Source organism: Xanthobacter pseudotagetidis (assembly GCF_043194795.2).
Taxonomy (GTDB): domain Bacteria; phylum Pseudomonadota; class Alphaproteobacteria; order Rhizobiales; family Xanthobacteraceae; genus Xanthobacter; species Xanthobacter tagetidis_A.
In genome coordinates this window covers 1520364-1544443 of record NZ_CM195534.1, presented here as the reverse complement: position 1 = coordinate 1544443, position 24080 = coordinate 1520364, and the positions used below count along the sequence as shown (strand labels likewise).

Genomic DNA, 24080 nt, shown 5'->3' with positions numbered 1-24080 from the left:
GTGCCGTTCAGGACGACTTGGTGCGCAGCGTCACCAGCTCCTCGGCGGCGGTGGGGTGCACCGCCACGGTGCGGTCGAAGTCCGCCTTGCGGGCGCCCATGCCGATCGCCACCGCCGCGAGCTGGATCATCTCGGACGCGCCCTCGCCGACGATGTGGCAGCCCACCACCCGGTCGTCGGTGGCGTCCACCACCAGCTTCATGAGCACCCGGGTGTCGCGGCCCGAGAGCGTCGCCTTCAGCGGCCGGAAGGTGGTCTTGTAGATGTCCACCTTCGGGCAGGCCGTTCGCGCGCCCGCCTCGGTGAGGCCGACGGTGCCGATCTCGGGCTCCGAGAACACCGCCGAGGCGATGCCGGAATGGTCGACGCTCCACGGCGTGCCGCCGAAGATCGTGTCGGCGAAGGCGTGGCCCTCGCGGATGGCGACCGGCGTCAGGTTCACCCGGTTGGTCACGTCGCCCACCGCGTAGATGGAGGGAACGGACGTGCGCGAGGCGGCGTCCACCTCCACCGCGCCCACCTTGTCGAGGGTCACGCCCGCCGCCTGGAGGCCGAGCCCGTCGGTGTTGGGGCTGCGGCCGATGGCGAGCATGACCTCCTCCACCTCCACCTTGGACCCGTCCGAGAGCGTCACGGCCTTGCCGCCGTGGATCGCCTCGATCTTGGCCAGGGTGGCGCCAGGGCGAAGGTGGATGCCCGCCTTGGCCATCTCGGCGGCGAGATGGGCGCGGACGTCGTCGTCGAAGCCGCGCAGGATCTGGTCGCCGCGGAACACGAGGTGGGTCTCGGCGCCGAGCGCCCGGAACAGCCCGGCGAACTCCACCGCGATGTAGCCCGCCCCCTGCACCAGCACGCGCTCGGGAAAGCGCTTGAGATGGAACGCCTCGTTGGAGGTGATGGCGAGCTCGCGGCCGGGAATGTCCGGCCCCAGCGCCGGCTTCGCGCCGGTGGCGACGAGGATGTAGCGCGCCCTGATCTCCTCGCCGGTCGAGGGAATGCGCACCGCATTCGGCCCCGCCACCACGGCGCGGGCGGCGACGATCTCGACCCCGGCCTTCTCCGCATTGGCGCGGTAGATGGCTTCGAGGCGCGCGATCTCCTTGTCCTTGTTGGCGACCAGGGTCAGCCAGTCGAACTCGGCGCCGGACACCTGCCAGCCGAAGCCGGCCATGTCCTCCAGATCGTGGGCGTAGCGGCCGGCATGGACGAACAGCTTCTTGGGCACGCAGCCGCGGATCACGCAGGTGCCGCCCATGCGGTATTCCTCGGCCATCATCACCTTGGCGCCGTGCTGGGCGGCGATGCGCGCCGCCCTGACCCCGCCCGAGCCGCCACCGATGACGAACAGATCCACTTCCTTCGACGACATCGGGCTCGACCTTTCGCGGCTGCCGGGAGGGGCACAAACAAGTCCGTGCGCCGCGCCACGTCAAGCGGGGCTCGGCAGGCAGGGGCCCCGCCGGGCTGCCGCCCGCCGCATATGCTGCCGGGCGTGCCCCTCACCCCACGCTCTCCCCGCCGTTGCTGCCGGCGCAGCCGGACCGGCCCGCCCCCGCCGGAGCGGCGCCCCCTCTCCCTCAGGGAGTGGGTAGGGTGAGGGGCTCGGACCTCACGGCAAGCGCCGCCAGCGTCCCCACGCCAGCCCCCCCTCACCCCATCCCTCTCCCCGCTGGGGAGAGGGTTTCCTTGCCGTTGCCGCCGGCGCAGACCGACCGGCCTCCGCTCCCGCTGGAGCGGCGCCCCCTCTCCCTCAGGGAGAGGGTAGGGTGAGGGGTTCGGACCTCACGGCAAGCGCCGGCCTTCGCCCCGCGCCAGCCCCCTCACCCTGCCCTCTCCCCGCCGGGGAGAGGGTTTCCCCGCCGTTGCAGCCGGCGCAGCCGAACCGGCCCGCCCCCGCCGGAGTGGTGCCCCCTCTCCCTCAGGGAGAGGGTAGGGTGAGGGGTTCGGACCTCACGGCAAGCGCCGGCCTTCGCCCCGCGCCAGCCCCCCTCACCCTGCCCTCTCCCCGCCGGGGAGAGGGTTTCCTCGCCGTTGCCGCTGGCGCAGACCGACCGGCCTCCGCCCCCGCTGGAGTGGTGCCCCCTCTCCCTCAGGGAGAGGGTAGGGTGAGGGGTTCGGACCTCACGGCAAGCGCCGGCCATCGTCCCCACGCCAGCCCCCTCACCCTGCCCTCTCCCCGCCGGGGAGAGGGTTCCCCCGACGGCGGCTGGTGGACAGCTGGACGGCGATCCCCCGGGCGCCTGGCCGCCGGCGCTTGCCTCGCGGCTTCAAGGAGTGGTTTAAGGCGGCACGCGATCGGATCAGCACATATGGCGAACGAGATTGCCCCCTTCCCCCTCAAGGGCGGCGCATGGGTGGCGGACGGACGACGGTTTCACCTGCCGCTCCTGGTGCGGCTTGCGAGCCTGCGCCAGGGCACCGTGATCATGCTGGCCGTCTCGGAGGTCGGCGGCCCGGCGGAGATCGCCATCGAGGGCACGGAGCGCCGCGTCACCGTGCAGCCCGGCGCGCTGGAGCCGGTGGAGGTTCCGCCCGGCGCCGCTCGCCTCGTGCTCAGGGGCGAGCGGGCCGCGATCGGCGCGGCGCGGGTGGCCTATTTCCCGGTGCGCGGCCAGTTCCCGCTCGGGCGCGTCATCCTCAAGCTGCACGCGTTCCTCGAAGGCTTCCGCAATGCCGCCGCGCCGGGGTCGGACCTCAAGCAGCGCTGGACCGCCGCCTCCGACGCCGCCCGGCACCTCGGCTTCCAGATGGCGGCGCGGCTCGCCAGCTCCTCGCTCCAGCGCCAGCTCTGGCTGCCGGTCTACCTCAAGTACCGGGCTCGGTTCGTCGGCGACTTCGCGGAGGTCGCCCCGCCGGAGGCCGCGCCGAGGCTGCTTCTGGCTACCCCGGTCGGCGCGACCATGCCGAGCGACGCCGACCTCGACGCCTGCGCCGCCGCCCTGCGCGCGCAGACGGACGGCGCCTACGACTGGCTCGTCGCCGTCGATCCGGCGCGCCTGGAACGGGACGCGGCGCGCCTGTCCGCGCTGGTGGCCGGCATCGGCCGCCTGGTGCCGGCCCCCGGCGCCGGGGAGGGCGGCGCGCTCGCGGCGGCGCTGGCGCAGCCGGAGGCCGCGGACCGGCTCGTCAGCGTGCTCGACGCGCGCGGCGTGCCGACCCGCGACGCGGTGGCCATGGTCCGCGCCACCTTCGCCGAGGTTCCAGGCCTGATGGCGCTCTACACCGACGCGGAGCGCCGGGATGCGGCGGGCGCGCCCATCGAGGGCGTCTTCAAGCCCGCCTTCAACCGGCATCTGCTGGAATCCTGCCCCTATTTCGGCGCGCTCACGGTGGTGCGGGGGGCGCGGGCGCTCGCGGTGGGCCTGCGCGCGGACTTCGCCGGCGCGGCGCCCTACGACTTCCTGCTGCGCTACCTGGCCGGGCTCGACGCGGCGGCGGTGCGGCACTTGCCGCGCATCGCCTACAGCGGCCCGGACCTGCCGGCCGGATTTCCGGACGCCCAGACCGGCGCGCGCGCCGCCGCGGCGCTGTCGGAAGACCTCGGCCTGCCGGTGGAGACGACCGACGGCGGGCGCTTCCTGCGGCCGCTGTTCCCGGTGCCGGAGGCCCGGCCGCTCGTGTCCATCGTCGTGCCGACGCGCGACCGCGCGGAGCTGCTGGGCATGACCCTGCGCACGCTGATCGCGCAGACGCACTACCGCAATTTCGAGATCGTCATCGTCGACAACGGCTCGGTCGAGCCGGAGACGTTCGCCTTGTTCGACGAGGTGAAGGGCCTGTGGCCGGCCACCCGGATCGTGCGCGACGGCGGCAACTTCAACTTCTCGCGCATCTGCAACACCGGCGTCGCGGCGACCTCGGGCGCGCTGATCCTTTTGCTCAACAACGACATCGAGGTGATCGACGGCGCCTGGCTCGACGAGATGGTGGCGCTGATCGCGCGCCGCGACCACGGCGTGGATACCGGCGTGGTGGGGGCGAAGCTGCTCTATCCCGACCGCACCATCCAGCACGGCGGCGTCATCGTCGGCCTGTTCGACTATGCCTCGCACTGGTTCGCCTCGTGCCAGCCGGAGGCCGAGGGCCAGGAGGGCCGGCTCCTGGTGCGCCAGGACCTCAGCGCCGTCACCGGCGCCTGCCTGCTGATCCGCCGGGACGTGTGGGACGAGGTGGGCGGGCTCGATCCGGAGCGCTTCCCCGAGGACTGCAACGACATCGACCTGTGCATGCGCGTACGGCGCGCCGGCCATGGCGTGGTGTGGACCCCGCACGCGCTGCTGATCCACCACGAATCGGCCTCGCGCGGGCGCCACCGCACCGCCGAGCACCGCGCGCGCCTCAGGCAGCAGCACGCGCATTTCGAGGCGCTGTGGGCCTCGCACGTGCTCGTGGACCCCCACTACAATCCCAACCTCAGCCGGGTGAACCTGTTCGCCTCGGTGGGCAAGGCGCCGGAGGGCGCGCGCGCGGCGCGCGGGCCGGCGGTCTGAGGCCGGCCGGCGGGCCGGCCTCAGACCGCCGGCGCTGGCGCCTCAGAGGTCGTAGCCGCGCTTCTTCATCTCGGCGCGCACCCGCTCCAGCACCTCGGCATTGACCTGCGCGCCCCAGGCCTGGATGCCCTGCACGGTCTGCTGGACGATGGCGGGCCGGTCGGCGACCAGCTTCTTGCCGGTGGCGGTCTTGTAGAAGGCCAGCGCCTCCTTCAGCTCGGCCTCGGTGAAGCGCGACGCATAGGCGGTCGCGAGCAGCTGCACCACCTCGCTTTGGCGCTTCTCGAACTCGACCCGCAGGGTCTGGGCCACCTCGGACAGCGGCTTGGCGAGATCGGGATTGGTGGGCACGAAGGACCGGGCGGCGCCGTTGACGATCTCCGGGATCACGCCCTCGAAGGCGCGGGCCTCGCCGTTGGCGACCACCAGATCCCTGGCGGCGGCGATCGCGGCGGGGGAGGGCTGCGCCGCCTGCTGGGCGCTGGCGCTCCCCGCTTGGAACGGCGAGAGGCCCATCGGGGCCGCCGTGAGGGCGAGCGCCGCCAGGAGGCCGAGGCCGGCACGGCGGGCGAAAGTGAGTTCGCGCATGGAAGTCTCCGCAAAAGATGTGTCGCGCTCCGGAGGCGCGCCCGGCCGGGACCATCCGGCCGGGCGCGCGCCTCCAATGGTTGAACCCGGCCGCGGCGCCCGACGCCCGGCCGGGCGCGCGGGGCCGCGCCCGCGTCAGAAGCTGGTGCGGTCGAGCACCACGATGCCGTCGGTGCCGGCAAGCACGGCGCGGCCCGCGAGCCCGAGGAACAGCCCATGCTCCACCACGCCGGGAACCTGCGCGATCGCCTGGGCGAGGCGCGCGGGATCGGCGATGCGGCCGAGATGGGCGTCGATGATGAGGTGCCCCTGATCGGTGACGAAAGCATGTCCGTCGCCGTCGCGGCGCAGCACCAGGGAGCCGGCGCAGCCGGCGTCGGCGATGGCGTCGGCGAGGCTGCGCTCGATGCTGGCGACGCCGAAGTCCACCACCTCCACCGGCAGCGGGAAGCGCCCGAGCACAGGCACCTTCTTCGAGGCGTCGGCGATGACCACCATCTCGCGCGCGGCGCGGGCGACGATCTTCTCGCGCAGCAGCGCGCCGCCGCCGCCCTTGATCAAGGCGAGGCCCGGCCCCACCTCGTCGGCGCCGTCGATGCACAGATCGAGCGCGCCCGCCTCGTCGAGGGTGGCGATCGGCACGCCGAGGTCGACCGCCTGCTGCAGCGTCTGCTCGGAGGTGGGCACGCCGAGCACGTTCAGCCCCTCGCGCACCCGCTCGGCCAGGAGGTCGACGAAATGGCGCGCGGTGGAGCCGGTGCCGAGCCCGAGGCGCATGCCGTCGGTCACGAACTCGAGGGCGCGGGCTGCGGCGCGACGCTTCAGGTCTTCGGCGGGGGCCATGGGCGCTTCCGTTCTGTTTTCTTGGAGCCGCGCGGCGGGCCGGCTGGCCCGGCGACGGGTCCGGACCTCGCCTCTAGCCTCGATCGCCGGCGCGGACAAGGGACGCGACGCCCGATCCGTGCATTTGCCGGAGGCTCGCGCGGGCCGGCCGCGCCGGGGGGCCGCCCTCACCGGACGGCAGTCATTTGGCCGGCGGGGTGCACAGGATGATCGGATCGGTCTTGCCGCTCGCCTGCGGCGCGTCGCGGACGTAGCAGATGCTCATCTCGCCGGTGTCGTGGTTGACGCGGAAGATCCCGGTCTCGCCGGCGAAGCGGGTGGGCACGAGATCGTAGTTGCCGGCCTTCTGCGCGCCGGCGCCGTCGCCCTGGGCGAAGCAGCGGGTGATGCCGGCGAAGCTGCCGGCCGGACGCTCGAACTGGCACACCGACATCTCGCCGGTCGCGCGGCTGACGCCATAGACCCGGTTGGCCTCCGCCGAGGGCGGCGAGGCGAAGCTGTAGCCGGACGCGGACTGGGCCGCCGCAGGACCCGCCAGCGCCGCGCCGAGAAGAAGCGCCCCGAGCGCGCCCGCCCGCGATACGCCCGAAGCCGCGTCAAGAACCATCCGCATCGCCAAACCTCCTCGTTCGCGCGCAAAAAGGCGAAAGCCCGCCGCGCGGCTGCGCTGCCGGGCCGCAGGACGCTGGCGCCAAAAAGCGGCAGGATTTAAGGCAAAGGGGCGATGGCACGCCCCGAGTGACAAGAGCCCAAGGACGCCCGATGCCTGAAACGCCCGTGATCGCCTTCGACCTCGACGGAACGCTGGTCGACACCGCGCCCGACCTCCTGGACGCGCTCGACGTGGTGCTCGCCGCCCACCGGATACCGCCGGTGGACCGCGCGGCGGCGCGCAACATGATCGGCGGCGGCGCGCGCATGCTCATCCGCCGCGCGCTGGCGAGCGAGGGCATCACCCTCCCGGCGGAGGAGGTCGAGGCGCTCAACACGCAGTTCCTCGCTTATTATGCCGACCACATCGCCGACGGCTCGCGGCCCTTCCCCGGCCTGATCGAGGCGCTGGACCGCCTCGCGGCGCGCGGCGCGCGGCTCGCGGTGTGCACCAACAAGCTCGAATACCTCGCCCGGCTGCTCCTGGACCGCCTGGAGCTCACCCCGCGGTTCGCCGTCATCACCGGCGCCGACACCTATGCCAGGCCGAAGCCAGATCCCCTGCCGCTGCTGTCCACCATCACCGCGGCCGGCGGCAGCGCCGGGCGCGCCGTCATGGTGGGCGACAGCATCACCGACGTGACCACCGCCCGCGCCGCCGGGGTGCCGGCGATCGCGGTCTCCTTCGGCTACACCGAGACGCCCGCCCACGAGCTGGGCGCCGACCGCCTGATCGGCCATTTCGACCAGCTGGAGGCGGCGGTGCTCGCCGTCCTGGCGCGCGAGACGGCTTGAGGCAGGGCAGCGATCAGGGCCGGCGCGCGGAATTCGCCAGCGCTCTTCGTTCCGGAAAGGATTTCCCCCTCCCTGCCCTCCCCCGCAAGCGGGAGAGGGTTCGGCCGCGCGCCCGACCTAACCTCGGGAATTCAGACTGATCCACGACCGACGACCAGGCCGCCCCTTGACAGTCGGGGGCCTCCCGCCCTACATCGCGCGTCTCGCGACTGGTGCGGGCGATTAGCTCAGCGGGAGAGCACTCCCTTCACACGGGAGGGGTCGCAGGTTCAATCCCTGCATCGCCCACCAGCCCCAAACCCTTCCACCGACGGATCGGACGCGGCGGCGCCTTTCTTGGCGTCGTGTCACGGCACCTGTGCGTAGCTTCGTCTTGCGTAGCTTCGTCTGCGTGGCCCCCTCCGGCCGCGCCCGAGCCTTGCGGCCCGGGCGGCGCCCCTCAGTTCGCCCCCTCCTCCCCGGCGACGCTGTCCAGCATGCGGTTGGCGCAGACCAGCGCGTTGTCCGGCTCCTGGAACGAGGTCTGGGTGAGGAAGGAGCAGGCCAGGCCTTCGTTGGCGGCGAGCCAGCTCGCCACGCGGTGCTGCACCGCGGCGGTCGCCGCCGGGTCCTGCGCCGGCTTGAACGCGGCATCGTCCGGCGCCTGGGCGCCGCGGCGCGGCGCCGTGCGCAGGCGCGAGACGGTGGGGACGAGCGAGATGGTCTCGCCGGTGTCGGCGGCGGTGACCTGCGGCATGAGCGTGAGCGCGAACTGGTCCACCTCGCCCTTGCCGAGGCGGGTCGCCTCCGCATCGCCCTGGAGCGTCGCCCCGAGATAGGGCAGCCCGTTGGCATCGCGCGCCACCTGCACGCCGGAGAGCTTGAACCGGCGCGCGCCGGGGGCCCGGGCGCCGGCCTCGGCACCGGAGAGCAGCCGCGGCAGGACCTGGTCGCCATAGGCCTTGAGCTTGGCTTCACTCACCACGCTACCGTCCATGATGCGCTCGCGCGGCACCGCGGCCAGCGCCATCTCCCCGCAGGAGGCCGGCAGCCCCACCGCCGATACCGCCGGCAGGGCGCGCAGGGCACGGGCGAGCTGGGCCTCGCCGCCGAGGGGAACCCGCACGTCCACCACCACGGGGTCGGCATCGGCGGCGAGGACGGCGAGGCGCAGGCGCGACCAGATGTCCTTCAGCTTGGCGGTGACGACGTTGCCGCGATTGGGGCCCACCACCACGTCGAGATCGGCCAGCGGGGCGGGAGGCTCGGCCGTGTCCTTCAGGGCGCCCGGCTTGAGCTCGATGGCGAGGCCGCCGATCAGCTGCCCGCACCAGCTAGCGTCCAGGTGCTGCAAGGCGAGCCCGGTCTCGGAGAAGCCGCCCACCGGCCGGAACAGGGCGATGGGATCGAGATCGGGCAGCGGCGCCGCCTCGCTCCAGATCTGCTGCTGGTCCTGCTCGCCCTCGCGCAGGTCGAGCGTGTAGGTGTCGGCGCCGGCGCCGATGACGAGCCGCATGCGCCCGTTGGCGAGCGTGCCGGAAAGCGGCAGCGGCGGGCGCGGATCGCCGGCCGGCGGCGCCAGCGTGCCGGTGACCTTGCCGTCGCGCACGTCGATATGGGCGATCGCCACCCGATAGGGATCGAAGAACGGCAGGCCGACAGTCATGTAGTTCTCGGCGGCGCGGGCCGTTGCGGGGGCGAGCGCCGCGCCGCACAGCAGCGCGAGCGCAAGCGCCTTGGGACGGAACCGGTGGTGCATCTGCTTGGCTCCCTGGGGTGGACGGCGTCTGTGTCCGCGAGGTTTTGTCGATTCGGCGACCTTCGGCAAAGGCTGCGGCTCCATGGCGGCGGAAATTCGGACGGCCCCGCCCGGCACAGCCGGTCGTCGCGCGCGATCGCAGTCGTTCAGGGCTTGGCAGACGCCGGCACCTGAGGCAAGCCTGCGGCCATGACCGATGCCGCCATGACCGATGCCGCCTCGACCGCCCCGAGCCCCCTGAGCGTGACGACCCCCGACGGCCTTGCCATCGCGGCAAGCGTGTGGGAGCCGGACGGCACGGCGCCGGGCCCGGACCTGCTCTTCATCCACGGCTTTTCCCAGTGCGGGCTGTGCTGGAGCGAGCAGGTGGCGAGCCCGGCCTTGGCCCACCTGCGCCGCGCCACCTACGATTTCCGCGGCCACGGCGCCTCCGACAAGCCCCACGACCCGGCCTTCTACCAGGAGGCCGGCCGGTGGGCGGACGAGCTTGCCGCGGTGATCGGGCAGGCGGGGCTCGATCGCCCGATCCTGGTGGGCTGGTCCTATGCCGGCCGGATCATGTGCGACTACCTCGCCCGGCACGGCAGCGGCGCCGTTTCGGGCCTGGTGTTCGTGGACGGCGTGGTATCCAACGAGAAGCGGTTCTTCGGCACCTGCAACCGCCTGATGCGGCAGATGTGCAGCCCCGACCCGGCCACCAACGTGGCCGCCACCCGCGCCTTCCTGCGCAACTGCTTCGCCCGCGAGCCCGGGCGCGACGCGTTCGAGACCCTGCTCGGCCTCAACATGCTGGTGCCGGCGCCGGTGCGCGCCGGCATGTTCGGCCGGCCGGCGGACTATGACGGGCTGCTCGGCGGCCTCGACCTGCCAGTGCTGGCGATCCAGGGCGCCCAGGACATCGTGGTGGCGCCCGCCATGGCCGAGCACATCGCCGCGACCGTGCCCGGCGCCCGGCTGGAGCTGTTCGCGGAAGCGGGCCACGCCCCGTTCCTGGAGGCGCCCGAGGCCTTCAACGCCGCGCTGGCGCGCTTCGTGGCCGACGTCGGCGCCCGCTGAACGGTTGCCGGGTCCCGGCACGGCCGCCTCCTCCCGCCCCACCGTTGCCGGCGCACCGCAGGGCGCGCAAAAAGCGCATCACACTGGCGTGCACCACCGGCAAGTGAGGCACAAAGCGGTTGCAGTCATGGCTGATTTGTGGCGACAAGGTTCAGGGGCCGTCCTAGCGCCCGCGAGCCGAGACTGAGCCATGATGCATCCGAGACTTCTGGTCGTCGCCGCCGTGGCGGCGCTGCTGGCGGCGGCCGCGCCGGCGCGCGCCGACGACCGCTACGAGATTTTCGACTTCTTCAAAATGTTCAACCAGCCGAGCGGCATGTCCATGGGCGGCTCGGGCCCGATCCCGCGCCAGAGCGTGTCCATCGACGCGAAATATGCCCCCGGCACCATCGTCATCCGCACATCGGAGCGCCGGCTCTATTACGTGACCTCCCCGGGCCAGGCGATCCGCTACGGCATCGGCGTCGGCCGCGACGGCTTCCGCTGGTACGGCGTGAAGTCGGTGAGCGCGAAGAAGGAATGGCCGGGCTGGACGCCGCCGCCGCAGATGCTGCGCCGCCGCCCCGATCTGCCGCGCTACATGCCCGGCGGCATCGAGAACCCGCTCGGCGCCCGCGCCATGTATCTCGGCTCCAGCCTCTACCGCATCCACGGCTCGAACGAGCCGCAGACCATCGGCCAGGCGGTCTCCTCGGGCTGCTTCCGCATGACCAACGACGACGTGGTGGACCTCTACAACCGCGTGCGCGTCGGCGCGACCGTCTACGTGCAGCAGTGAGCGCACGCCGCCCGGCGTCCTGAAAATGAAAAGGCCCGGGTCTTGCGACCCGGGCCTTTCTCTTTTCGCGCGTCAGCTCGGGCCGCCGAAGCCCCCGAGCGCCGCCGCGGCGCCGGCTCACAGAGCGGCGAGGTTCGCCGCCTTGTTCTTCCCGCGGTTGTCGGGGACCACGTCGAACGACACCTTCTGGCCGTCGTTGAGGCCGTAGAGGCCAGAGCGCTCCACGTCGGAGATGTGGACGAACACGTCCGGTCCGCCGTCGTCCTGCTGGATGAAGCCGAAGCCCTTCTGGGCGTTGAAAAACTTGACGGTACCCGTGGCCATTTGAGGCCTCCTTGCGTTCGGGCTCTCGATAAGGACCCGGCACGGCGGCGGCGCGTTCGCACGCGCCGGCAGCCGCGCCTGATCCTGGACATGTCCGAAGAAGGAGAACTTTCAGTCGCGGCCCGAAGGATACGAAAAGAAGCAGGCCGACCGACGAACCGTCCGATGGGCTCGCCCGTTCGCGCACCGTGAGACGTGCCAGCGAACGGGACGAACACCCTTGCCGTCGCGGGATCGGAGTACATCCGTCCGTCTCCCGCACACGCTGGAAAAGCGCGATGTCCGGCTTGGGTTGATTGTATGTAGGTGCCAATTGCGGCGTTTCAAGGGTGGCGCGTGGCAGGCGCCGTCGGTCCCGTGCGGGGTGCCGAAGCGCCCCCCTCCCCGACCGGGACGGGACGAAGCCGGTCTTGCCGGGACCTGGGCCTGTCCGTCCCGCGGTCCCGGCCGATGGAAGCGGCGATCCTTTCGGATCGGCCGCTTCCGGGGTCGTCATTTTCCGGCGCCGGCGGCCTTGGTCACGAACCGCGGATCGAAGGTCTTGGCGAGGTCGACGTTCGCCGCCTTCAGCTCCGGATCGAACTCCACCAGCATGTTGAGCGCATTCTTCATGCCGCTCTCGGGGATGACGCCGGTCTTGGAGTAGATCGGCATGGAGTTCTTCACCGCGGCGAGGTAGAGCCCCTTGTCGCCGAGAAGGTATTCTTCCGGAACCACGGCGGCGATCTCTTCGGGAGTGGCGGTCTTCAGCCACTGCAGCGTCTTGTAGAAGGCATTGACCAGCTTCTGCGTCGTCACCGGGTTCTGCTCGGTGAAGTCGCGCTTCAGATAGAGCACGGCGGCGGGATTGGTGCCGCCGAAGATCTTGTCGTTGCCGGCCTCGGTGCGGCTGTCCGCGAGCACCACCACGTCGCCGTCGCTTTCCAGCTTGGTGATGACGGGGTCGAGGTTCGACATGGCGTCGAGCTCGCCGCGCTTCATCTGCGCCACCGCCGAGGCGCCGCCGCCGACGCCCACGAAGGCCACGTCCTCGGGCTTCAGCCCGTCCTTGGCGAGCAGGAAGTTGACGAAGAAGTTGGTGGAGGATCCGGGCGCCGTGACGCCCACCTTCGCCCCCTTCATGTCCTTGACGCTCTTTATCTTTCCATCCTTCTTCGCCACCAGGACGATGCCCGGGAAGCGCCCCAGCTCGATCACCGAGACGATGTCCTGGCCCTTGGCCTGCATGCGGATGGTGTGCTCGTAGGCGCCCGTCACCACGTCCACCGATCCGCCCACCAGCGCCTGGAGCGACTTCGCGCCGCCGCCGAAATCGTTGATGGTGACGTCGAGCCCCTCATCCTTGAAGAAGCCCTTGCGCTCGGCGATGGTCAGCGGAAGGTAGTAGAGCAGCGGCTTGCCGCCGACGCCGAGGGTGAGCTTGGGCTTTTCCGCCTGCTGGGCGCTCGTCGGTCCCGCCACCGCCGCCACGAGGCCGAGCGCCGCCGCAAGAGCCAGCGCGGACTTGAGAATGGTCATCGCATTTCCTCCCGTTTCCCTTTTTCTGACATAGGCTTCCGCCGCTTCCTTCACCCCTGCGCCGCCGCCGGCGCAGGGCGCCAGACCATGAGCCGGTTCTCGATCGCGCTCACCACCGTGTCGATGATGATCACGAAGATGGCGAGCACCAGCATGCCCGAGAACACTCCCGTCACGTCGAACACGCCTTCGGCCTGGTGGATACGGTAGCCGAGCCCGGCCGCCGAGCCGAGATACTCGCCCACCACCGCGCCGACCAGCGCGAAGCCCACCGCCGTGTGCAGCGAGGAGAACATCCAGGACAGCGCCGAGGGCCAGAACACGTTGCGCATCAGCTGGCGCTCGTTCATGCCCAGCATGCGGGCGTTGGCGAGCAAAGTCGGGCTCACCTCCTTCACGCCCTGGTAGACGTTGAAGAAGACGATGAAGAACACCAGCGTCACCCCGAGCGCCACCTTCGACCAGATGCCGAGGCCGAGCCACAGCGCGAAGATCGGCGCCAGCACCACGCGCGGCAGCGCGTTCGCCATCTTGACGTAAGGGTCGAACACCGCGGCGAGCAAAGCCTTCCTGGCGAACCAGAAGCCGATGAGCACCCCGCCGGCGGCGCCGATGACGAAGGCAAGCATGGTCTCCAGCAGGGTGATGCCGAGGTGATACCAGATCACCCCGGTGTAGAAGTCGTTGAAGGTGCGCTGGAACACCGCCACGGGTGTGGAGAAGAAGAACGGGTCGAGCGGATAGAACGGCTTCGGCGAGATTGCCGGCATGTTCACCTTGATGGTGGAGCCGAAGTGCCAGATGCCAATCAGCACCAGGGCGACGAGAATCTGCAGCGCGATCAGCGCCATGCGGTTGCGCGCCATGTCCGTCAGCCTGCGCTTTCCGATTGCTGGTAGCCCTTGACGACCTCCTCCTTCAGCGCCGACCAGATCTCCCGGTGCAGATGGTGGAAGGCGGGGTCGAGCCGCACGTCCATGTCGCGCGGGCGGGGGATCGGCACGCGCCACTCGCCGATGATGCGCGAGGCCGGCCCGGCGCCCATGATCACCACCCGGTCGGCGAGCGCGATCGCCTCCTCGAGGTCGTGGGTCACGAACATAACCGCCTTGCGGTCGGCGCTCCACAGATCGAGCAGCAGGGAGCCCATGATCTGGCGCGTCTGCGCGTCCAGCGGGCCGAAGGGCTCGTCCATGAGCAGGATCTTGGGATCGCGGATCAGCACCTGGGCAAGGCCCACGCGCTTGCGCTGCCCGCCGGACAGCATGTGGGGATACCGGTCCGCGAACCCGGCGAGGCCGACGCGGGCGAGCCATTCGCGCGCCCGCGCGCGCGCCTCCTCGTGCGGCGTGCCGACGATGTCGAGGCCGATGGCCACGTTGTCGAGCGCGGTCTTCCAGGGAAACAGCGCCTCGGCCTGAAAGAGGTAGCCGGCCTGCCGGTTCAGCCCGGCGAGCGGCGCGCCGAAGATGGAGACCGAGCCGGCGGCGGGCGCCAGCAGGCCGGCGGTGGCGTTCAGCAACGTGGACTTGCCGCAGCCGGTGGGGCCGACGATGGCGACGAACTCGCCGTCCGCCACGTTGAGGTCGACGCCGTCCACGGCCACGAAGGGCGCGTCCGCGCGGCCCTGGCCCGGGAAGGCGATGCGCACGTCGGTGAGGCTGACGGCCCCAACCGCCGGCTCCTGTCCGCCTTGGACCACACTGAATGGCAGCGCCAACCGTGTCTCCTCCCGCTTCCCATTGTTCCTTGCCCGCAGGCGCGCCCGGTTGCCCCGGATCGAGTGGCCAACGTAGCCGCGGGCGCGAAAGAGGCAAGGGCCGCTGACCTGGGCGCTCTCCCTCGACAAGCGCGAGGATGTCGGCTTGTCTGGCCGTAGTCAGCAGGAGAACAAACCGATGACCGAGAACGCCACGCTCAGCCGCCGCCAGCTCGCCATGCTCGCCGCCACCGCCGGCGCCGCGAGCCTGACCCTGGGCGCCTCGGAGGCCGAGGCCTATCAGGGCAACATGGAGCGCGCGCTCTCGGCGCTCTACGACGCCCTCGGCTCGCTGCGCGAGGCGACCTCCAACAAGGACGGCCACCGCGTGCGCGCCATGGAGCTGGTGCAGCAGGCCATCGAGCAGACCCAGGCCGGCATCGAATATGCCGCCGAGCACGGCGGCGGCGGGCGCTGACCGCCCTGCTCATGGCTGCCCCGGCAGCGCTCGCGGGCGGGAGCATTCATCCGCGATGCCATGGGCCCTCCGGTCCGGCCGGAGGGCGACGGCAGGGAAGATCAGGCCGGCGGTGGGGCGGCGGTTGCGACGAGGCGGGCGAAGAGGCCGTCCGGGTCGGCATCAAACGCCGCCCGCGTCCGCTCCAGGGCACTGAGGCCGCCTTCCCGATGCCCTGCCCCGCCGATATGGAACCAGCCGTCCAGCAGCATGCTGGCGCGACGCTCACCGGTCGCTCCCGCCCCCGGATGGACATCGGCCAAGTAAACGCTGCGCACCTTTGCGCGCCTCAGCCCGGCGAGATCGAGACGGCGGTAGAGCACAGCCCAGTTCTGCCCGCCGGTGTCGAGGCCGAGCGGCGTGTCGGTGCCGAAGTCGAGCGCAAGCGCGCCCACCGCCGCGAAGTCGAACACGGTGAAGCCGGGCCACAGATACCAGGCGCCGCAGGCCGGTCGGTCGGAGCGGCGCACATGGCCGTAGCACGGCTGGCCGCGCACCAGCGCCGAAAGGTCCGTCGGCGCCAGCGGCACGAGATCGTGGTCCAGCATCGCGAACACTCCGGGGGCCGCCGGGCGCACCAGATTGCGGAACACCCAGTTGAGCGCCACCGCGTGGGAGCGCGAGCCGTTGCGTGCCCCGCGATAGGGGGCGGGCGGCAGCGGGCAATAGGCCAGCCGCCTCTCCCCGCACAGGCGGGCGATGGCGGCGCGCGCAGCCGGATCGGAGGAATTGTCGCACACCACCAGTTCCGCGGCGGGCACGAAGCGCGCCATGGCGTCGGCGAGCAGCGCCACCGCGCCCGGCTGGTTGAAGGCGATGGTGAAGGCGAGCGCGTCGTGGCCCTTCAGCCGCGCCACCAGCGCCTCCTGTCCCACGGCCGCGCGACGGCGATAGATGCGGTCCACCACCACGTTGCGCGTCCGCCGCAGGCGCTGGGCCAGCGGCGCCCCCGCCAGCCATTCACGGACCGTGTAGTCGGCGAGCGCGCGCATGAGCTCAGCCTCCCGCCCCGGCGCGCAGGCGCTGCCTGAGGGTCGCCGCATCGGGCACGGCGGCGCCGGGGATGCCATAAAGGCGCGCCTCGCCCCCGCCGTCGGCGCGCGGGTAGCTGCCGAGCAGCCTGAAGCGGTCGGGATGGGCGGCGATCGCCGCCTCCGCCGCCTGGACCGCCGGCAGCGTGCGCGCGCCGGGCGCCGCCTCGATCACCAGGAACGACGCCCCGAGCGCGCCGACCTCCGCCATCACCGCATCCGGTGCGGCGCCGGCCGCACGCCGCGCCAGCGGCACGACGAAGGCGCTCCGGGCACGGTCGCGCTGGGCCATGGCGGCGATCAGCGCCGCCTCGCCCTGCCCGTCCGCCGCCACCAGCACCACCGGATGAGCGACGTTCTTCGCCACCACGGCCTCGGCCACCTGGTCCATGCCGACCGCCCCCTTGTGCACCGGCTCCAGCAGAGCCGGCATGGCGGCGAGCAGCAGCACCAGCGCCACGGCGAGGCCGAACACCGTGTCCCAGCCGCTGGATATCAGGCGCAGCAGGCTGATGGCGCCATAGGCCGAGAGGATCGCGGCCGGCGCCGCCAGCACCAGCAGGCGGCCGGGCTCCGGCGGCACGTCCGAGAGAGCGAACAGCACGAGGACGCACACGGCGAGCGCGGCCACCGCCGCCACCGGCCGCGCCGCGGCGCGGCCGCGCCATGCGTGCACCACCGCGGCGACGGCGCCGATCGGCGGAAGGACGACGAAGACATCCCCGAGACCGGATCGCAGCGCAGCCGCGCCGGCCGCAAGGTTCGCCTGCGCCGAAGCGAGCGTCGGAGCGGCCGCGAGCTCCGGCAGCACCCGGAAGGCCATCAGCCAAGGACCGGCGAGGAGCGCCATCAGCAGCAGCCCCAGCCAGAAGGCGCGGCGCAGGACAAGCGCCGGGCACCCGCCGAGCGCCAGGGCGAGGAACGGCAGGCCGACCAGGGCCGCGCCCCCGGGCGCGGTCAGGAGCGCGGCAGCGGCGGCGAGCGCGAACAGCGCCATGAACAGTCCCCGGCCGCCGCGCATGAAGCCGGCCACGGCGAGCGCGGCCGAAAGCGACGCCAGCGCGAGCGGCAGGTCGACCCCCACCGTGATCGCGGCCTCCCGCACCGGCACGGCGGCCATGAGCACCGCCCCGACTGCCACTCCTGGCAGCGGCCCAGCCGCCCGCGCCGCGACCCACCCCGCGCTGACCACCAGGAGGGCGGCGAGGAAGGCCGGCAGCAGGAGCAGGGCTGGCGTGCCGGGGCCAAGCGCGGCGATCCACAACCCTTGTGCCAGAGGATGGAGCGGCAGCCCGGCGGGAACGCCGGGCACCGGCAGGCGCAGGGTGTAATCGGAGAAGAAGCGGCCCGGCGCGGGCAGCCCGGCGGCGATCCAGTCCGCCACCATCATCCCGCCCAGCACATGGGTGGCCTCGTCGGCGCGGGTGGCCGAGAATTCCGCCACATAGGCGCCGGAGCCGCGCTGCTGCACCACCACGATGGTGGCGGCCAGCGCCGTGAGGATGAGGAAGGTCAGCACCCGCAGCGAGGCACCTCCGAGGCTGGGACGACCGTCTTCCTGCACCTGACCGCCTCCGCGCCGCCGCTTTCCCCGGGCCCGGCCCGCCGAAAGCGGGCCGCCGCCGTTCTAAAGCGCGATCCGGACAAATTGAAAGAGCCTGCGCGGGAAATCGCCCGCCGGCTTCCCGACCGGAAAAGGTGGATCTCGGCGCGGCCGCGGGACGATTGAGGGTGCGCGGCGCCCCAGCCTCCCGCGCCGCGCCCCTCAGCCCGGCCCTCTCCCGCAAGGAGCGAGGGCAGGCGTGGCGGCGCGGCCAGAGAAACGGCTTGACCGCGACCGACCGCGCGCGCGAGGAGTGGGGAGACGCGCCGGCCCGCCGCAGGGGCGTTCCTTGGCGGCGGACCTTCCGGTTGGTGCGATCCTTGCCTTAAGGGTGGGGCCAGAGCTTGGGACAGTCATGGCCAGCGACCTCACCTTGCGCATCGTGATCGTCGACGAGAGCCCCGTGCGCGCGGCCATCCTGGAGGAAGGCCTGCGCGAGGCGGGGTTCGAGAACGTGCTGCGCATCGAGGGGCGGCACAACCTCCTGGAGCGCATCTACGCCATCGACCCGGACGTGATCCTCATCGACCTGGAAGACCCTTCCCGCGACACCATCGAGCAGATGTTCCAGGTGAGCCGCGAAGTGAAGCGCCCCGTGGCCATGTTCGTGGACCAGTCGGACCGCAGCACCATCGAGGCGGCGATCGAGGCGGGCGTCGCCTCCTACGTGGTGGATGGGCTCCGCAAGGACCGGGTCAAGCCGATCCTGGAGACCACCATATCGCGCTTCCGCGCCTTCGCCCGCCTCAAGGCGGAGCTGGAGGAGGCCAAGACCCAGCTGGAGGAGCGCAAGCTGGTGGACCGCGCCAAGATGATCCTGATGAAGCTCAAGGGCATCGGCGAGGAGGAGGCCTATGGCCTTTTGCGCCGCACGGCGATGAACGAGAAGAAGCGCATCGCCGACATCGCCCAGTCCATCATCACCGCGTCGGAGCTCCTGCGATGAGACGGCTCGCCATCGGCTTCATCCCCCTCACCGACGCCGCGGTGCTGATCGCCGCCGCCGAACGCGGCTTCGCCATGGCGGAGGGCATCGAGATCGACCTGCACCGGGAGGTGTCCTGGGCCAACATCCGCGACAAGGTGAATATCGGCCTGCTGGACGGCGCCCACATGCTTGGCCCGCTGGCCATCGCCTCCTCGCTGGGCCTCGGGCACGTGCGGGTGCCGCTGGTGGTGCCGTTCGCGCTCAACCTCAACGGCAGCGCCATCACCATCGACAAGCACGTCTATGCCGCCATGGGCGAGGTGGGCGAGGACCTCGCGAGCGCCCCCGGCGCCGCCCGCGCGCTCGGCAAGGTGGTGCGCCAGCGCCGCGCCGAGGGGCGCGACCCGCTCACCTTCGCCGCGGTCTACGCCTTCTCGACCCACACCTACCTGATCCGCCACTTCCTGAAGGGCGGCGGGGTCGACCCCGATCGCGACGTGCGGCTCGTCGTGGTGCCCCCGCCCTTCATGGTGGAGAGCCTGCGCGGCGGGCTGATCCACTCCTTCTCGGTCGGCTCGCCCTGGAACTCGGTGGCGGTGGACGCGGATGTGGGCCGCATCGCCGTGCTGGGGGCGGAGATCTTCGGCTGGGTGCCGGAGAAGGTGCTGGGTGTGCACGCCCGTTTCGCCAATGCCGAGCCCGAGGTGCTGCACCGCCTGGTGCGCGCGCTGCATGCCGCCGCCTTCTGGTGCGAGGACCCGGCCAACCACGAGGATCTCGCCCGGCTGCTCGGCGAGCCGCGCCACCTGAACCTGCCCGCCGACGTGCTGCGCCGGACGCTGGACGGACGCCTGCATTCGGCCCCCGGCGGGGCGCGGCGTTCGCACCCGGACTATCTGGTGCTGAACCGCGACGGCGCCAACCGGCCCTCCATCGACCACGCGCTGTGGATCTATTCCCAGATCGTCGAGGCCGGCCAGGGCGAGTTCTCGCCTGACGCCGCGCGCGAGGCCATGGGCGTCTACCGGCCCGACATCTTCGACGCCGCAGTCGGCCCGGTGCCGGTGTTCAAGCCGCAGCCGGACTGCGTCGCGACCCAGTTCGGCGACGTGTTCGACCAGGAGGCCTTCCTCGCCCGCAAGGGCTGAGGACGGGCGCGGCCGCCGGCCGGCCTCCCGGTCGAAGCCGGAGGCGACAGAGCGACAGGACGGCGGCGGCGCGAGAGAAAGCCGGAGCCCAGGCCGCAAGAACGCAGCCGGAGCGCGCGCCCCTCACTGCGTCCCCACCATCTCCTTCAGGCGGAAGCGGATGATCTTGCCCGAGCCGGTGCGCGGAATCTCGCTCACCTGGTGCACCACGTGGGGCACCTTGTAGGAGGACAGGCGCTGGCGGCAGTGCTCCAGCAGCGCCTCCACGTCGAAGGCGCCGCCGCGCGGCACCACGTAGAGCGCCGGCACCTCGCCGAGCTGGGGATGGGCGACGCCCGCCACCGCGCAGTCCAGCACCTCGGCGAAGGTCAGCACCGCCTCCTCGATCTCCGCCGGGGCGATGTTCTGCCCGCCGCGGATGATCAGCTCCTTGAGGCGCCCGGTGATGGTGACGAAGCCGTTGCGGTCCGCCCTGGCGAGGTCGCCGGTGTGATACCAGCCGTTGCGCAGCGCCTTCTCCGTCTCCTCCGGCTTGTTGTGATAGCCGAGCATGACGTTCGGGCCGCGCACGATCAGCTCGCCCTCTTCGCCGGCATCGAGGTCCCTGAGGCTCGACGGATCGACGATGCGCAGCGCCACGCCCGGCAGCGGCAGGCCGCACGAGCCCATGACGCGGGCGCTGTCGGCGGCGTTCATGGTCACCATGGTGGAGGTCTCGGTGATGCCGTAGCCGTCCAGCAGCGGCACCTTGAAGGCGGCCTCGAAGGTGGAGTTCAGCGTCGCCGGCATGATGGCGCCCGCCGACATGCACACGTGCAGGCCAGAAAGGTCGGTGCGGCCTTCGGCGAGCCCCGCCTCCATGAGATAGTGGAACATGGTGGGCACGCCGGGGAACACGGTGAACGCGCCCGTATCCAAGAGCCGCAGCGCCTCGCGGGTGGAGTACTTCTCCATGATGTACTCGCTCGCCCCGGTGGCGAGGATGGAGAGCACCGACAGGTTCAGCGCGTAGGAATGGAACAGCGGCAGCGGCGAGAGGACGTAGTCCTCCTCGCTCAGGCCCATCACCGACGCCCAGGCGGAGGCCGTCACCCACAGCATGGAGCGGCAGGTGAGCAGCACGCCCTTCGCCCGCCCGGTGGTGCCGGACGTATAGATGATGAAGGACGCCGCATCGATGTCGGACGGATCGCGCGGCGGGGCGGGCGGCGCGGTCGTCGCCAGCGCCTCGAAGCTGCGCGGAGCGTCGGCCGGCGCGTCGGCGAGAATGACGGCGCAGATGCCGGGCGCCTCGCCCTTCAGGCTCTCGATCAGCTCGGCCTTCGCCGCCGAGGTGACGACGATGCGGCAGGCGGCGTCCGACAGCCGGTAGGAGACCTCTCCGGGCGCGGCCTCGGCGCTGATGGGCACGGCGACGCCGCCGGCCCGCACGATGGCGACGAGCGCCTCGACCCACGCCACCGAATTGGCAAGGTAGATGGCGACCCGGTCGCCCTCCCCCACGCCGATCGCGGCGAGGTGGCCGGCGAGGTTCGCGGTGCGCCGGTCGAGATCGCCGTAGGTGACCTCCCGGGCGGCGTCGCGGAACGCCACCTTGCCGCCGCGCGCGGCGGCATGGCGCTGCAGAAGCTCCGGAATGGGAGCGATGAGTTCCGCCTTGAGCATGCAACCTCCCCGAATGTTCGCCGACGTTCGCCGCGCGGCCGGCCTCAGAGCATCGAGAACCCGCCGGAGATGCTGATCACCTGACCGGTGATCCACGAGCCCTTGGGCGAGGCCAAAAGCGCCACCGTCGGGGCGATGTCCTCCGGCTGGCCGAGGCGGCGCAGCGGGTAGAACTTGGTCAGCTTGTCGCGGTTCGCCTCGACCCAGGAGCGGTCGTGGGCGGTCTCGATCAGGCCGAGCGAGATGGTGTTGGCGGTGACGCCCGAGCGGCCCATCTCGCGCGCCAGCGACTTCATGAGCGCGATCACGCCCGCGCGCGCCGCCGCGACGATGGAGAGGCCGGATTCGCCGACGCGCGACGAGTCGCCCACGACCGCGATGAGGCGGCCGTCGCCGCCCTTCTCCAGATGCGGGGCGGCAGCGTGGGCGAGGTGGATGGCGCCGTAGAGGCAGGTATCGATCTGCGCCTTCCACTCCTTCTCGGTGGTGTCGGTGAACTTCTGGCGGATGGCGAGGCCGGCATTGTTGACGACGATGTTGAGCCCGCCCAGCTCGGCGACGATGGCGTCCACCATCGCCTTCACGGCGGCGAAGTCGGCCACGTCCGCCTTGTAGGCCTTGGCCTCGCCGCCCTTGGCGCGGATCTCGTCCACCACCGCCTGCGCCTCCTCGGCGGACTTGCGGTAGTTGACCGCCACGGCGGCGCCCTCAGCCGCCAGCGCGAGGCAGATCTCGCGGCCCACATCGCGCCCGCCGCCGGTGACCAGCGCCACTTTGCCCTTCAGGTTCAGGTCCATCTTCGTCTCGCCTCGTTCTCGTTTGCTGCGTCGGCCGCCGGGCGGCCGGGTGTCATTCGTAGGGGTCCGCGCCCTTGCGCAGGCTCTGCCACTGGGCATCGTCGTGGCCGCACAGGACGGTGGCGCCCGAAGCCTCGATCTTCCTGATCTCGGCGATGGTCTTCACGTGGGCGTCGACGTCCCAGGTGTTCTTCGGCACCACGTCGCGGTCGAGCGCGGAGCGCAGGCTCACCGCGTCGGAGGCGAGCAGGAAGGCGCCGTCGCGCTCCAGCGTCACCAGCGCGCCGGTCAGCCCCGGCGTATGGCCCGGCAGCGGCAGGAGGGTGATGCGGCCGTCGCCGAACAGGTCCCGCTCGCCCTCGACGAGGTGCAGGGGATTGGCCTGGTCCCACTCCACGGGAAGGTAGCCGGACGCGACCGCGTTCTCGGCCTTGGCGGCGGCGAGCTCCAGGGCGCTCACCACCACCGTCGCCTTGCGGAACAGGCCGTTGCAGCCGCAATGGTCGGGGTGGAAGTGGGAGCACACCACCACGTCGATGTCTTCCGGCGCGAGGCCGACGCACTTCAGCTGCGAGACCGCGTTGTCCTCCGCCCCCATGATCGGCGTCATGGCGCGGGCGACGCCGCCCCAGCGCGCCTCGGCATCGCTCGCCACCGAGGGATGGCAGCCGGTGTCGAACATCACGTTGCCCTGCGGGTGGCGCAGCAGGAAGCAGGAGACCGGCAGCTCGATCATCTCGCCGCGATCGGCGCTGGGCTCGTAGACGTGCTTCTTCATGCGCAGCCGGCCGCCGGACAGGACATGCATCTTCATGGCGCTTCTCCCCGGCGACGCTCAGCGGCCCTCGAAGCGCGGCGGGCGCTTCTCGGCGAAGGCCTTGCGGCCCTCCTGGTAGTCGTGGCTGCTGGAGGCTTCGTCGATCAGGCGCTGCGCCTCGGCCACATCGAGCGCGCCCTCGCCCATGGCGAGGCCGTCGAGGATGTACTTCGCACCCGAGACCGAGAGCGGCGCGTTCTGCGCGATCCGTCCGGCGAATTCCATCGCGGCGGCCATGGGGTCGACCGCGAGCTCCTGCGCGAAGCCGATGCGCACCGCGCGCTCGGCGTCGATCCGGTCGGCGGTGTAGAGGATGCGCTTGGCCTCGGTGAGGCCCACCAGCGAAAGCAGGCGCTGGGTGCTGCGCACCCCGTAGATGATGGAGAGCCGCGCCGCCGGGATGCCGAACACGGCCGAGGGCCCGGCGAAGCGGAAGTCGCACGACATGGTGAGGTGGCAGCCGCCGCCGAGGCAATAGCCCTCCACCACGGCGATGGTGGGCTTGCCGGCGGCCTGGATGGCGTCGGAGGAGGTGTCCACCGCCACCTCGTAGGCGACCGACTGCTCCACCGTGTGGCGCACGGTGCCGAACTCCGAGATGTCGGCGCCCACCGAGAAGTTGCCGCCGGCCCCGGTGAGGATGACGGCCCGCACCTCGGGATCGGCCCCGAGCGCGTCGAAGATGCGCGCCACGTCCTGCCACATGGCGAGCGTCATGGGATTGCGCAGCTGCGGCCGGTTCAGCGTGACGATGGCGACGTGATCGGCGACGGCGACTTCGATGTCCGACACAAGTTCCCTCCTGGGCTTCGGCGCCGCCGGAGGCGACGACCGGAGGAGAATGCACTCCGGCCCCGCCTGGCAAGCGGGCGCGCCGGCGCGCGGGCCGCATTTTTTCGTCCCACCCCGAGTTTCCGGGATGCGCGCTTCCTCGCGCCGGCCCACGGCGGAGCACCCGCGAGCACGGCTCAAATCATGGCTTGCATTAATAGACTAAAAATGGTGTTGTCAATGGCGCTGCCTGGGGATGTGCGGGATATTTCCCGCAATTCCAAGGGCTTTCACGGCCCCTCGCCCTCGAAGCGAGGACAATT

Annotated in this window: 22 protein-coding genes and 1 tRNA gene; 8 read left to right on the top strand and 15 right to left on the bottom strand. The window is 71.6% G+C overall.

Annotated features, from left to right (window positions below; translation table 11 throughout):
- Positions 1–7 precede the first annotated feature (7 nt).
- A complete protein-coding gene (gor, locus tag V5F67_RS07050) occupies positions 8–1369 on the bottom strand; it encodes a glutathione-disulfide reductase (protein WP_394019764.1) in 1362 nt (453 codons plus the stop codon).
- A gap of 940 nt (positions 1370–2309) precedes the next feature.
- Between gor and V5F67_RS07045 the strand changes: the two genes are divergently transcribed.
- Positions 2310–4490, top strand: coding sequence for a glycosyltransferase family 2 protein (locus V5F67_RS07045; RefSeq protein WP_394019766.1), 2181 nt, complete (start codon positions 2310–2312; stop codon positions 4488–4490).
- 42 nt (positions 4491–4532) lie between these two features.
- Here V5F67_RS07045 and V5F67_RS07040 read toward each other — a convergent pair whose 3' ends face one another.
- From V5F67_RS07040 to V5F67_RS07030, 3 genes are all read right to left on the bottom strand, one after another.
- Positions 4533–5078: a DUF2059 domain-containing protein gene (locus V5F67_RS07040; RefSeq protein WP_394019768.1), complete on the bottom strand. Its 546-nt coding sequence runs from the start codon at positions 5076–5078 to the stop codon at positions 4533–4535.
- Between the two features lie 135 nt (positions 5079–5213).
- On the bottom strand, positions 5214–5921 hold the full coding sequence (gene rpiA / locus V5F67_RS07035) for a ribose-5-phosphate isomerase RpiA (protein WP_394019770.1): 708 nt from the start codon (positions 5919–5921) through the stop codon (positions 5214–5216).
- 181 nt (positions 5922–6102) lie between these two features.
- Positions 6103–6534 carry a hypothetical protein gene (locus V5F67_RS07030; protein ID WP_394019771.1) on the bottom strand — a complete coding sequence of 144 codons (432 nt, stop codon included), beginning with the start codon at positions 6532–6534 and terminating at the stop codon, positions 6103–6105.
- A gap of 149 nt (positions 6535–6683) precedes the next feature.
- Between V5F67_RS07030 and gph the strand changes: the two genes are divergently transcribed.
- Together gph and V5F67_RS07020 are read left to right on the top strand one after the other, a co-directional pair.
- Positions 6684–7367 (top strand): phosphoglycolate phosphatase, encoded by a 684-nt coding sequence (gene gph / locus V5F67_RS07025; RefSeq protein WP_394019772.1) that lies wholly within the window; start codon positions 6684–6686, stop codon positions 7365–7367.
- Between the two features lie 216 nt (positions 7368–7583).
- Positions 7584–7658: transfer RNA gene (locus V5F67_RS07020), tRNA-Val, on the top strand.
- Between the two features lie 148 nt (positions 7659–7806).
- On the opposite strand, the gene V5F67_RS07015 is transcribed toward V5F67_RS07020, so the two are convergent.
- A complete protein-coding gene (locus V5F67_RS07015) occupies positions 7807–9105 on the bottom strand; it encodes a hypothetical protein (RefSeq protein ID WP_394019774.1) in 1299 nt (432 codons plus the stop codon).
- A gap of 189 nt (positions 9106–9294) precedes the next feature.
- Between V5F67_RS07015 and V5F67_RS07010 the strand changes: the two genes are divergently transcribed.
- Both V5F67_RS07010 and V5F67_RS07005 read left to right on the top strand, forming a co-directional pair.
- On the top strand, positions 9295–10161 hold the full coding sequence (locus V5F67_RS07010; protein WP_394019776.1) for an alpha/beta fold hydrolase: 867 nt from the start codon (positions 9295–9297) through the stop codon (positions 10159–10161).
- Positions 10162–10351: 190 nt separating this feature from the next.
- Positions 10352–10939: a L,D-transpeptidase gene (locus V5F67_RS07005; protein WP_394019778.1), complete on the top strand. Its 588-nt coding sequence runs from the start codon at positions 10352–10354 to the stop codon at positions 10937–10939.
- Positions 10940–11056: 117 nt separating this feature from the next.
- Here V5F67_RS07005 and V5F67_RS07000 read toward each other — a convergent pair whose 3' ends face one another.
- The 4 genes from V5F67_RS07000 to V5F67_RS06985 form a co-directional block, all read right to left on the bottom strand.
- Positions 11057–11263, bottom strand: coding sequence for a cold-shock protein (locus V5F67_RS07000; protein ID WP_394019780.1), 207 nt, complete (start codon positions 11261–11263; stop codon positions 11057–11059).
- A 492-nt stretch (positions 11264–11755) separates the two neighbouring features.
- Positions 11756–12781 (bottom strand): ABC transporter substrate-binding protein, encoded by a 1026-nt coding sequence (locus tag V5F67_RS06995; protein WP_394019782.1) that lies wholly within the window; start codon positions 12779–12781, stop codon positions 11756–11758.
- Positions 12782–12831: 50 nt separating this feature from the next.
- Positions 12832–13647, bottom strand: coding sequence for an ABC transporter permease (locus V5F67_RS06990; protein ID WP_394019784.1), 816 nt, complete (start codon positions 13645–13647; stop codon positions 12832–12834).
- A gap of 5 nt (positions 13648–13652) precedes the next feature.
- The gene (locus tag V5F67_RS06985; protein ID WP_394020104.1) at positions 13653–14426 is read right to left on the bottom strand and encodes an ABC transporter ATP-binding protein; all 774 of its coding nucleotides are present in this window, start codon (positions 14424–14426) and stop codon (positions 13653–13655) included.
- A gap of 253 nt (positions 14427–14679) precedes the next feature.
- On the opposite strand from V5F67_RS06985, the gene V5F67_RS06980 reads away from it, so the two are divergent.
- The gene (locus tag V5F67_RS06980; protein WP_394019786.1) at positions 14680–14958 is read left to right on the top strand and encodes a hypothetical protein; all 279 of its coding nucleotides are present in this window, start codon (positions 14680–14682) and stop codon (positions 14956–14958) included.
- Between the two features lie 101 nt (positions 14959–15059).
- Here the strand turns inward: V5F67_RS06980 and V5F67_RS06975 are convergent, their stop codons facing one another.
- Together V5F67_RS06975 and V5F67_RS06970 are read right to left on the bottom strand one after the other, a co-directional pair.
- Positions 15060–15989: a hypothetical protein gene (locus V5F67_RS06975; RefSeq protein ID WP_394019788.1), complete on the bottom strand. Its 930-nt coding sequence runs from the start codon at positions 15987–15989 to the stop codon at positions 15060–15062.
- Positions 15990–15993: 4 nt separating this feature from the next.
- Entirely contained in the window at positions 15994–17592 is a 1599-nt protein-coding gene (locus tag V5F67_RS06970) for a hypothetical protein (RefSeq protein WP_394019790.1), read from the bottom strand.
- Between the two features lie 394 nt (positions 17593–17986).
- On the opposite strand from V5F67_RS06970, the gene V5F67_RS06965 reads away from it, so the two are divergent.
- Both V5F67_RS06965 and V5F67_RS06960 read left to right on the top strand, forming a co-directional pair.
- Positions 17987–18577, top strand: coding sequence for an ANTAR domain-containing response regulator (locus V5F67_RS06965; protein ID WP_394019792.1), 591 nt, complete (start codon positions 17987–17989; stop codon positions 18575–18577).
- Positions 18574–19707, top strand: a complete 1134-nt coding sequence (locus V5F67_RS06960) for a CmpA/NrtA family ABC transporter substrate-binding protein (protein WP_394019794.1) — start codon at positions 18574–18576, stop codon at positions 19705–19707. The genes V5F67_RS06965 and V5F67_RS06960 overlap by 4 nt, the downstream gene beginning before the upstream one ends.
- A 123-nt stretch (positions 19708–19830) precedes the next feature.
- Here the strand turns inward: V5F67_RS06960 and V5F67_RS06955 are convergent, their stop codons facing one another.
- From V5F67_RS06955 to V5F67_RS06940, 4 genes are read right to left on the bottom strand one after another with little or no spacing between them, the layout of a single operon-like run.
- A complete protein-coding gene (locus tag V5F67_RS06955) occupies positions 19831–21372 on the bottom strand; it encodes a class I adenylate-forming enzyme family protein (protein WP_394019796.1) in 1542 nt (513 codons plus the stop codon).
- 44 nt (positions 21373–21416) lie between these two features.
- Positions 21417–22169, bottom strand: coding sequence for an SDR family NAD(P)-dependent oxidoreductase (locus tag V5F67_RS06950; protein WP_394019798.1), 753 nt, complete (start codon positions 22167–22169; stop codon positions 21417–21419).
- A 52-nt stretch (positions 22170–22221) separates the two neighbouring features.
- Positions 22222–22983, bottom strand: a complete 762-nt coding sequence (locus V5F67_RS06945) for an N-acyl homoserine lactonase family protein (RefSeq protein ID WP_394019800.1) — start codon at positions 22981–22983, stop codon at positions 22222–22224.
- Positions 22984–23004: 21 nt separating this feature from the next.
- Positions 23005–23778, bottom strand: a complete 774-nt coding sequence (locus V5F67_RS06940; protein WP_394019802.1) for an enoyl-CoA hydratase-related protein — start codon at positions 23776–23778, stop codon at positions 23005–23007.
- Positions 23779–24080 lie beyond the last annotated feature (302 nt).

Coding starts and splice junctions, on each gene's coding strand:
- V5F67_RS06945 (WP_394019800.1), bottom strand. CDS start 22,983: ATGAAGATGCATGTCCTGTCCGGCGGCCGGCTGCGCATGAAGAAGCAC.
- V5F67_RS06990 (WP_394019784.1), bottom strand. CDS start 13,647: ATGGCGCGCAACCGCATGGCGCTGATCGCGCTGCAGATTCTCGTCGCC.
- V5F67_RS06950 (WP_394019798.1), bottom strand. CDS start 22,169: ATGGACCTGAACCTGAAGGGCAAAGTGGCGCTGGTCACCGGCGGCGGG.
- V5F67_RS07000 (WP_394019780.1), bottom strand. CDS start 11,263: ATGGCCACGGGTACCGTCAAGTTTTTCAACGCCCAGAAGGGCTTCGGC.
- V5F67_RS06960 (WP_394019794.1), top strand. CDS start 18,574: ATGAGACGGCTCGCCATCGGCTTCATCCCCCTCACCGACGCCGCGGTG.
- rpiA (WP_394019770.1), bottom strand. CDS start 5,921: ATGGCCCCCGCCGAAGACCTGAAGCGTCGCGCCGCAGCCCGCGCCCTC.
- V5F67_RS06965 (WP_394019792.1), top strand. CDS start 17,987: ATGGCCAGCGACCTCACCTTGCGCATCGTGATCGTCGACGAGAGCCCC.
- V5F67_RS07045 (WP_394019766.1), top strand. CDS start 2,310: ATGGCGAACGAGATTGCCCCCTTCCCCCTCAAGGGCGGCGCATGGGTG.
- gph (WP_394019772.1), top strand. CDS start 6,684: ATGCCTGAAACGCCCGTGATCGCCTTCGACCTCGACGGAACGCTGGTC.
- V5F67_RS06980 (WP_394019786.1), top strand. CDS start 14,680: ATGACCGAGAACGCCACGCTCAGCCGCCGCCAGCTCGCCATGCTCGCC.
- V5F67_RS07010 (WP_394019776.1), top strand. CDS start 9,295: ATGACCGATGCCGCCATGACCGATGCCGCCTCGACCGCCCCGAGCCCC.
- V5F67_RS06955 (WP_394019796.1), bottom strand. CDS start 21,372: ATGCTCAAGGCGGAACTCATCGCTCCCATTCCGGAGCTTCTGCAGCGC.
- V5F67_RS07015 (WP_394019774.1), bottom strand. CDS start 9,105: ATGCACCACCGGTTCCGTCCCAAGGCGCTTGCGCTCGCGCTGCTGTGC.
- V5F67_RS07005 (WP_394019778.1), top strand. CDS start 10,352: ATGATGCATCCGAGACTTCTGGTCGTCGCCGCCGTGGCGGCGCTGCTG.
- V5F67_RS06975 (WP_394019788.1), bottom strand. CDS start 15,989: ATGCGCGCGCTCGCCGACTACACGGTCCGTGAATGGCTGGCGGGGGCG.
- V5F67_RS07030 (WP_394019771.1), bottom strand. CDS start 6,534: ATGCGGATGGTTCTTGACGCGGCTTCGGGCGTATCGCGGGCGGGCGCG.
- V5F67_RS06995 (WP_394019782.1), bottom strand. CDS start 12,781: ATGACCATTCTCAAGTCCGCGCTGGCTCTTGCGGCGGCGCTCGGCCTC.
- V5F67_RS07040 (WP_394019768.1), bottom strand. CDS start 5,078: ATGCGCGAACTCACTTTCGCCCGCCGTGCCGGCCTCGGCCTCCTGGCG.
- gor (WP_394019764.1), bottom strand. CDS start 1,369: ATGTCGTCGAAGGAAGTGGATCTGTTCGTCATCGGTGGCGGCTCGGGC.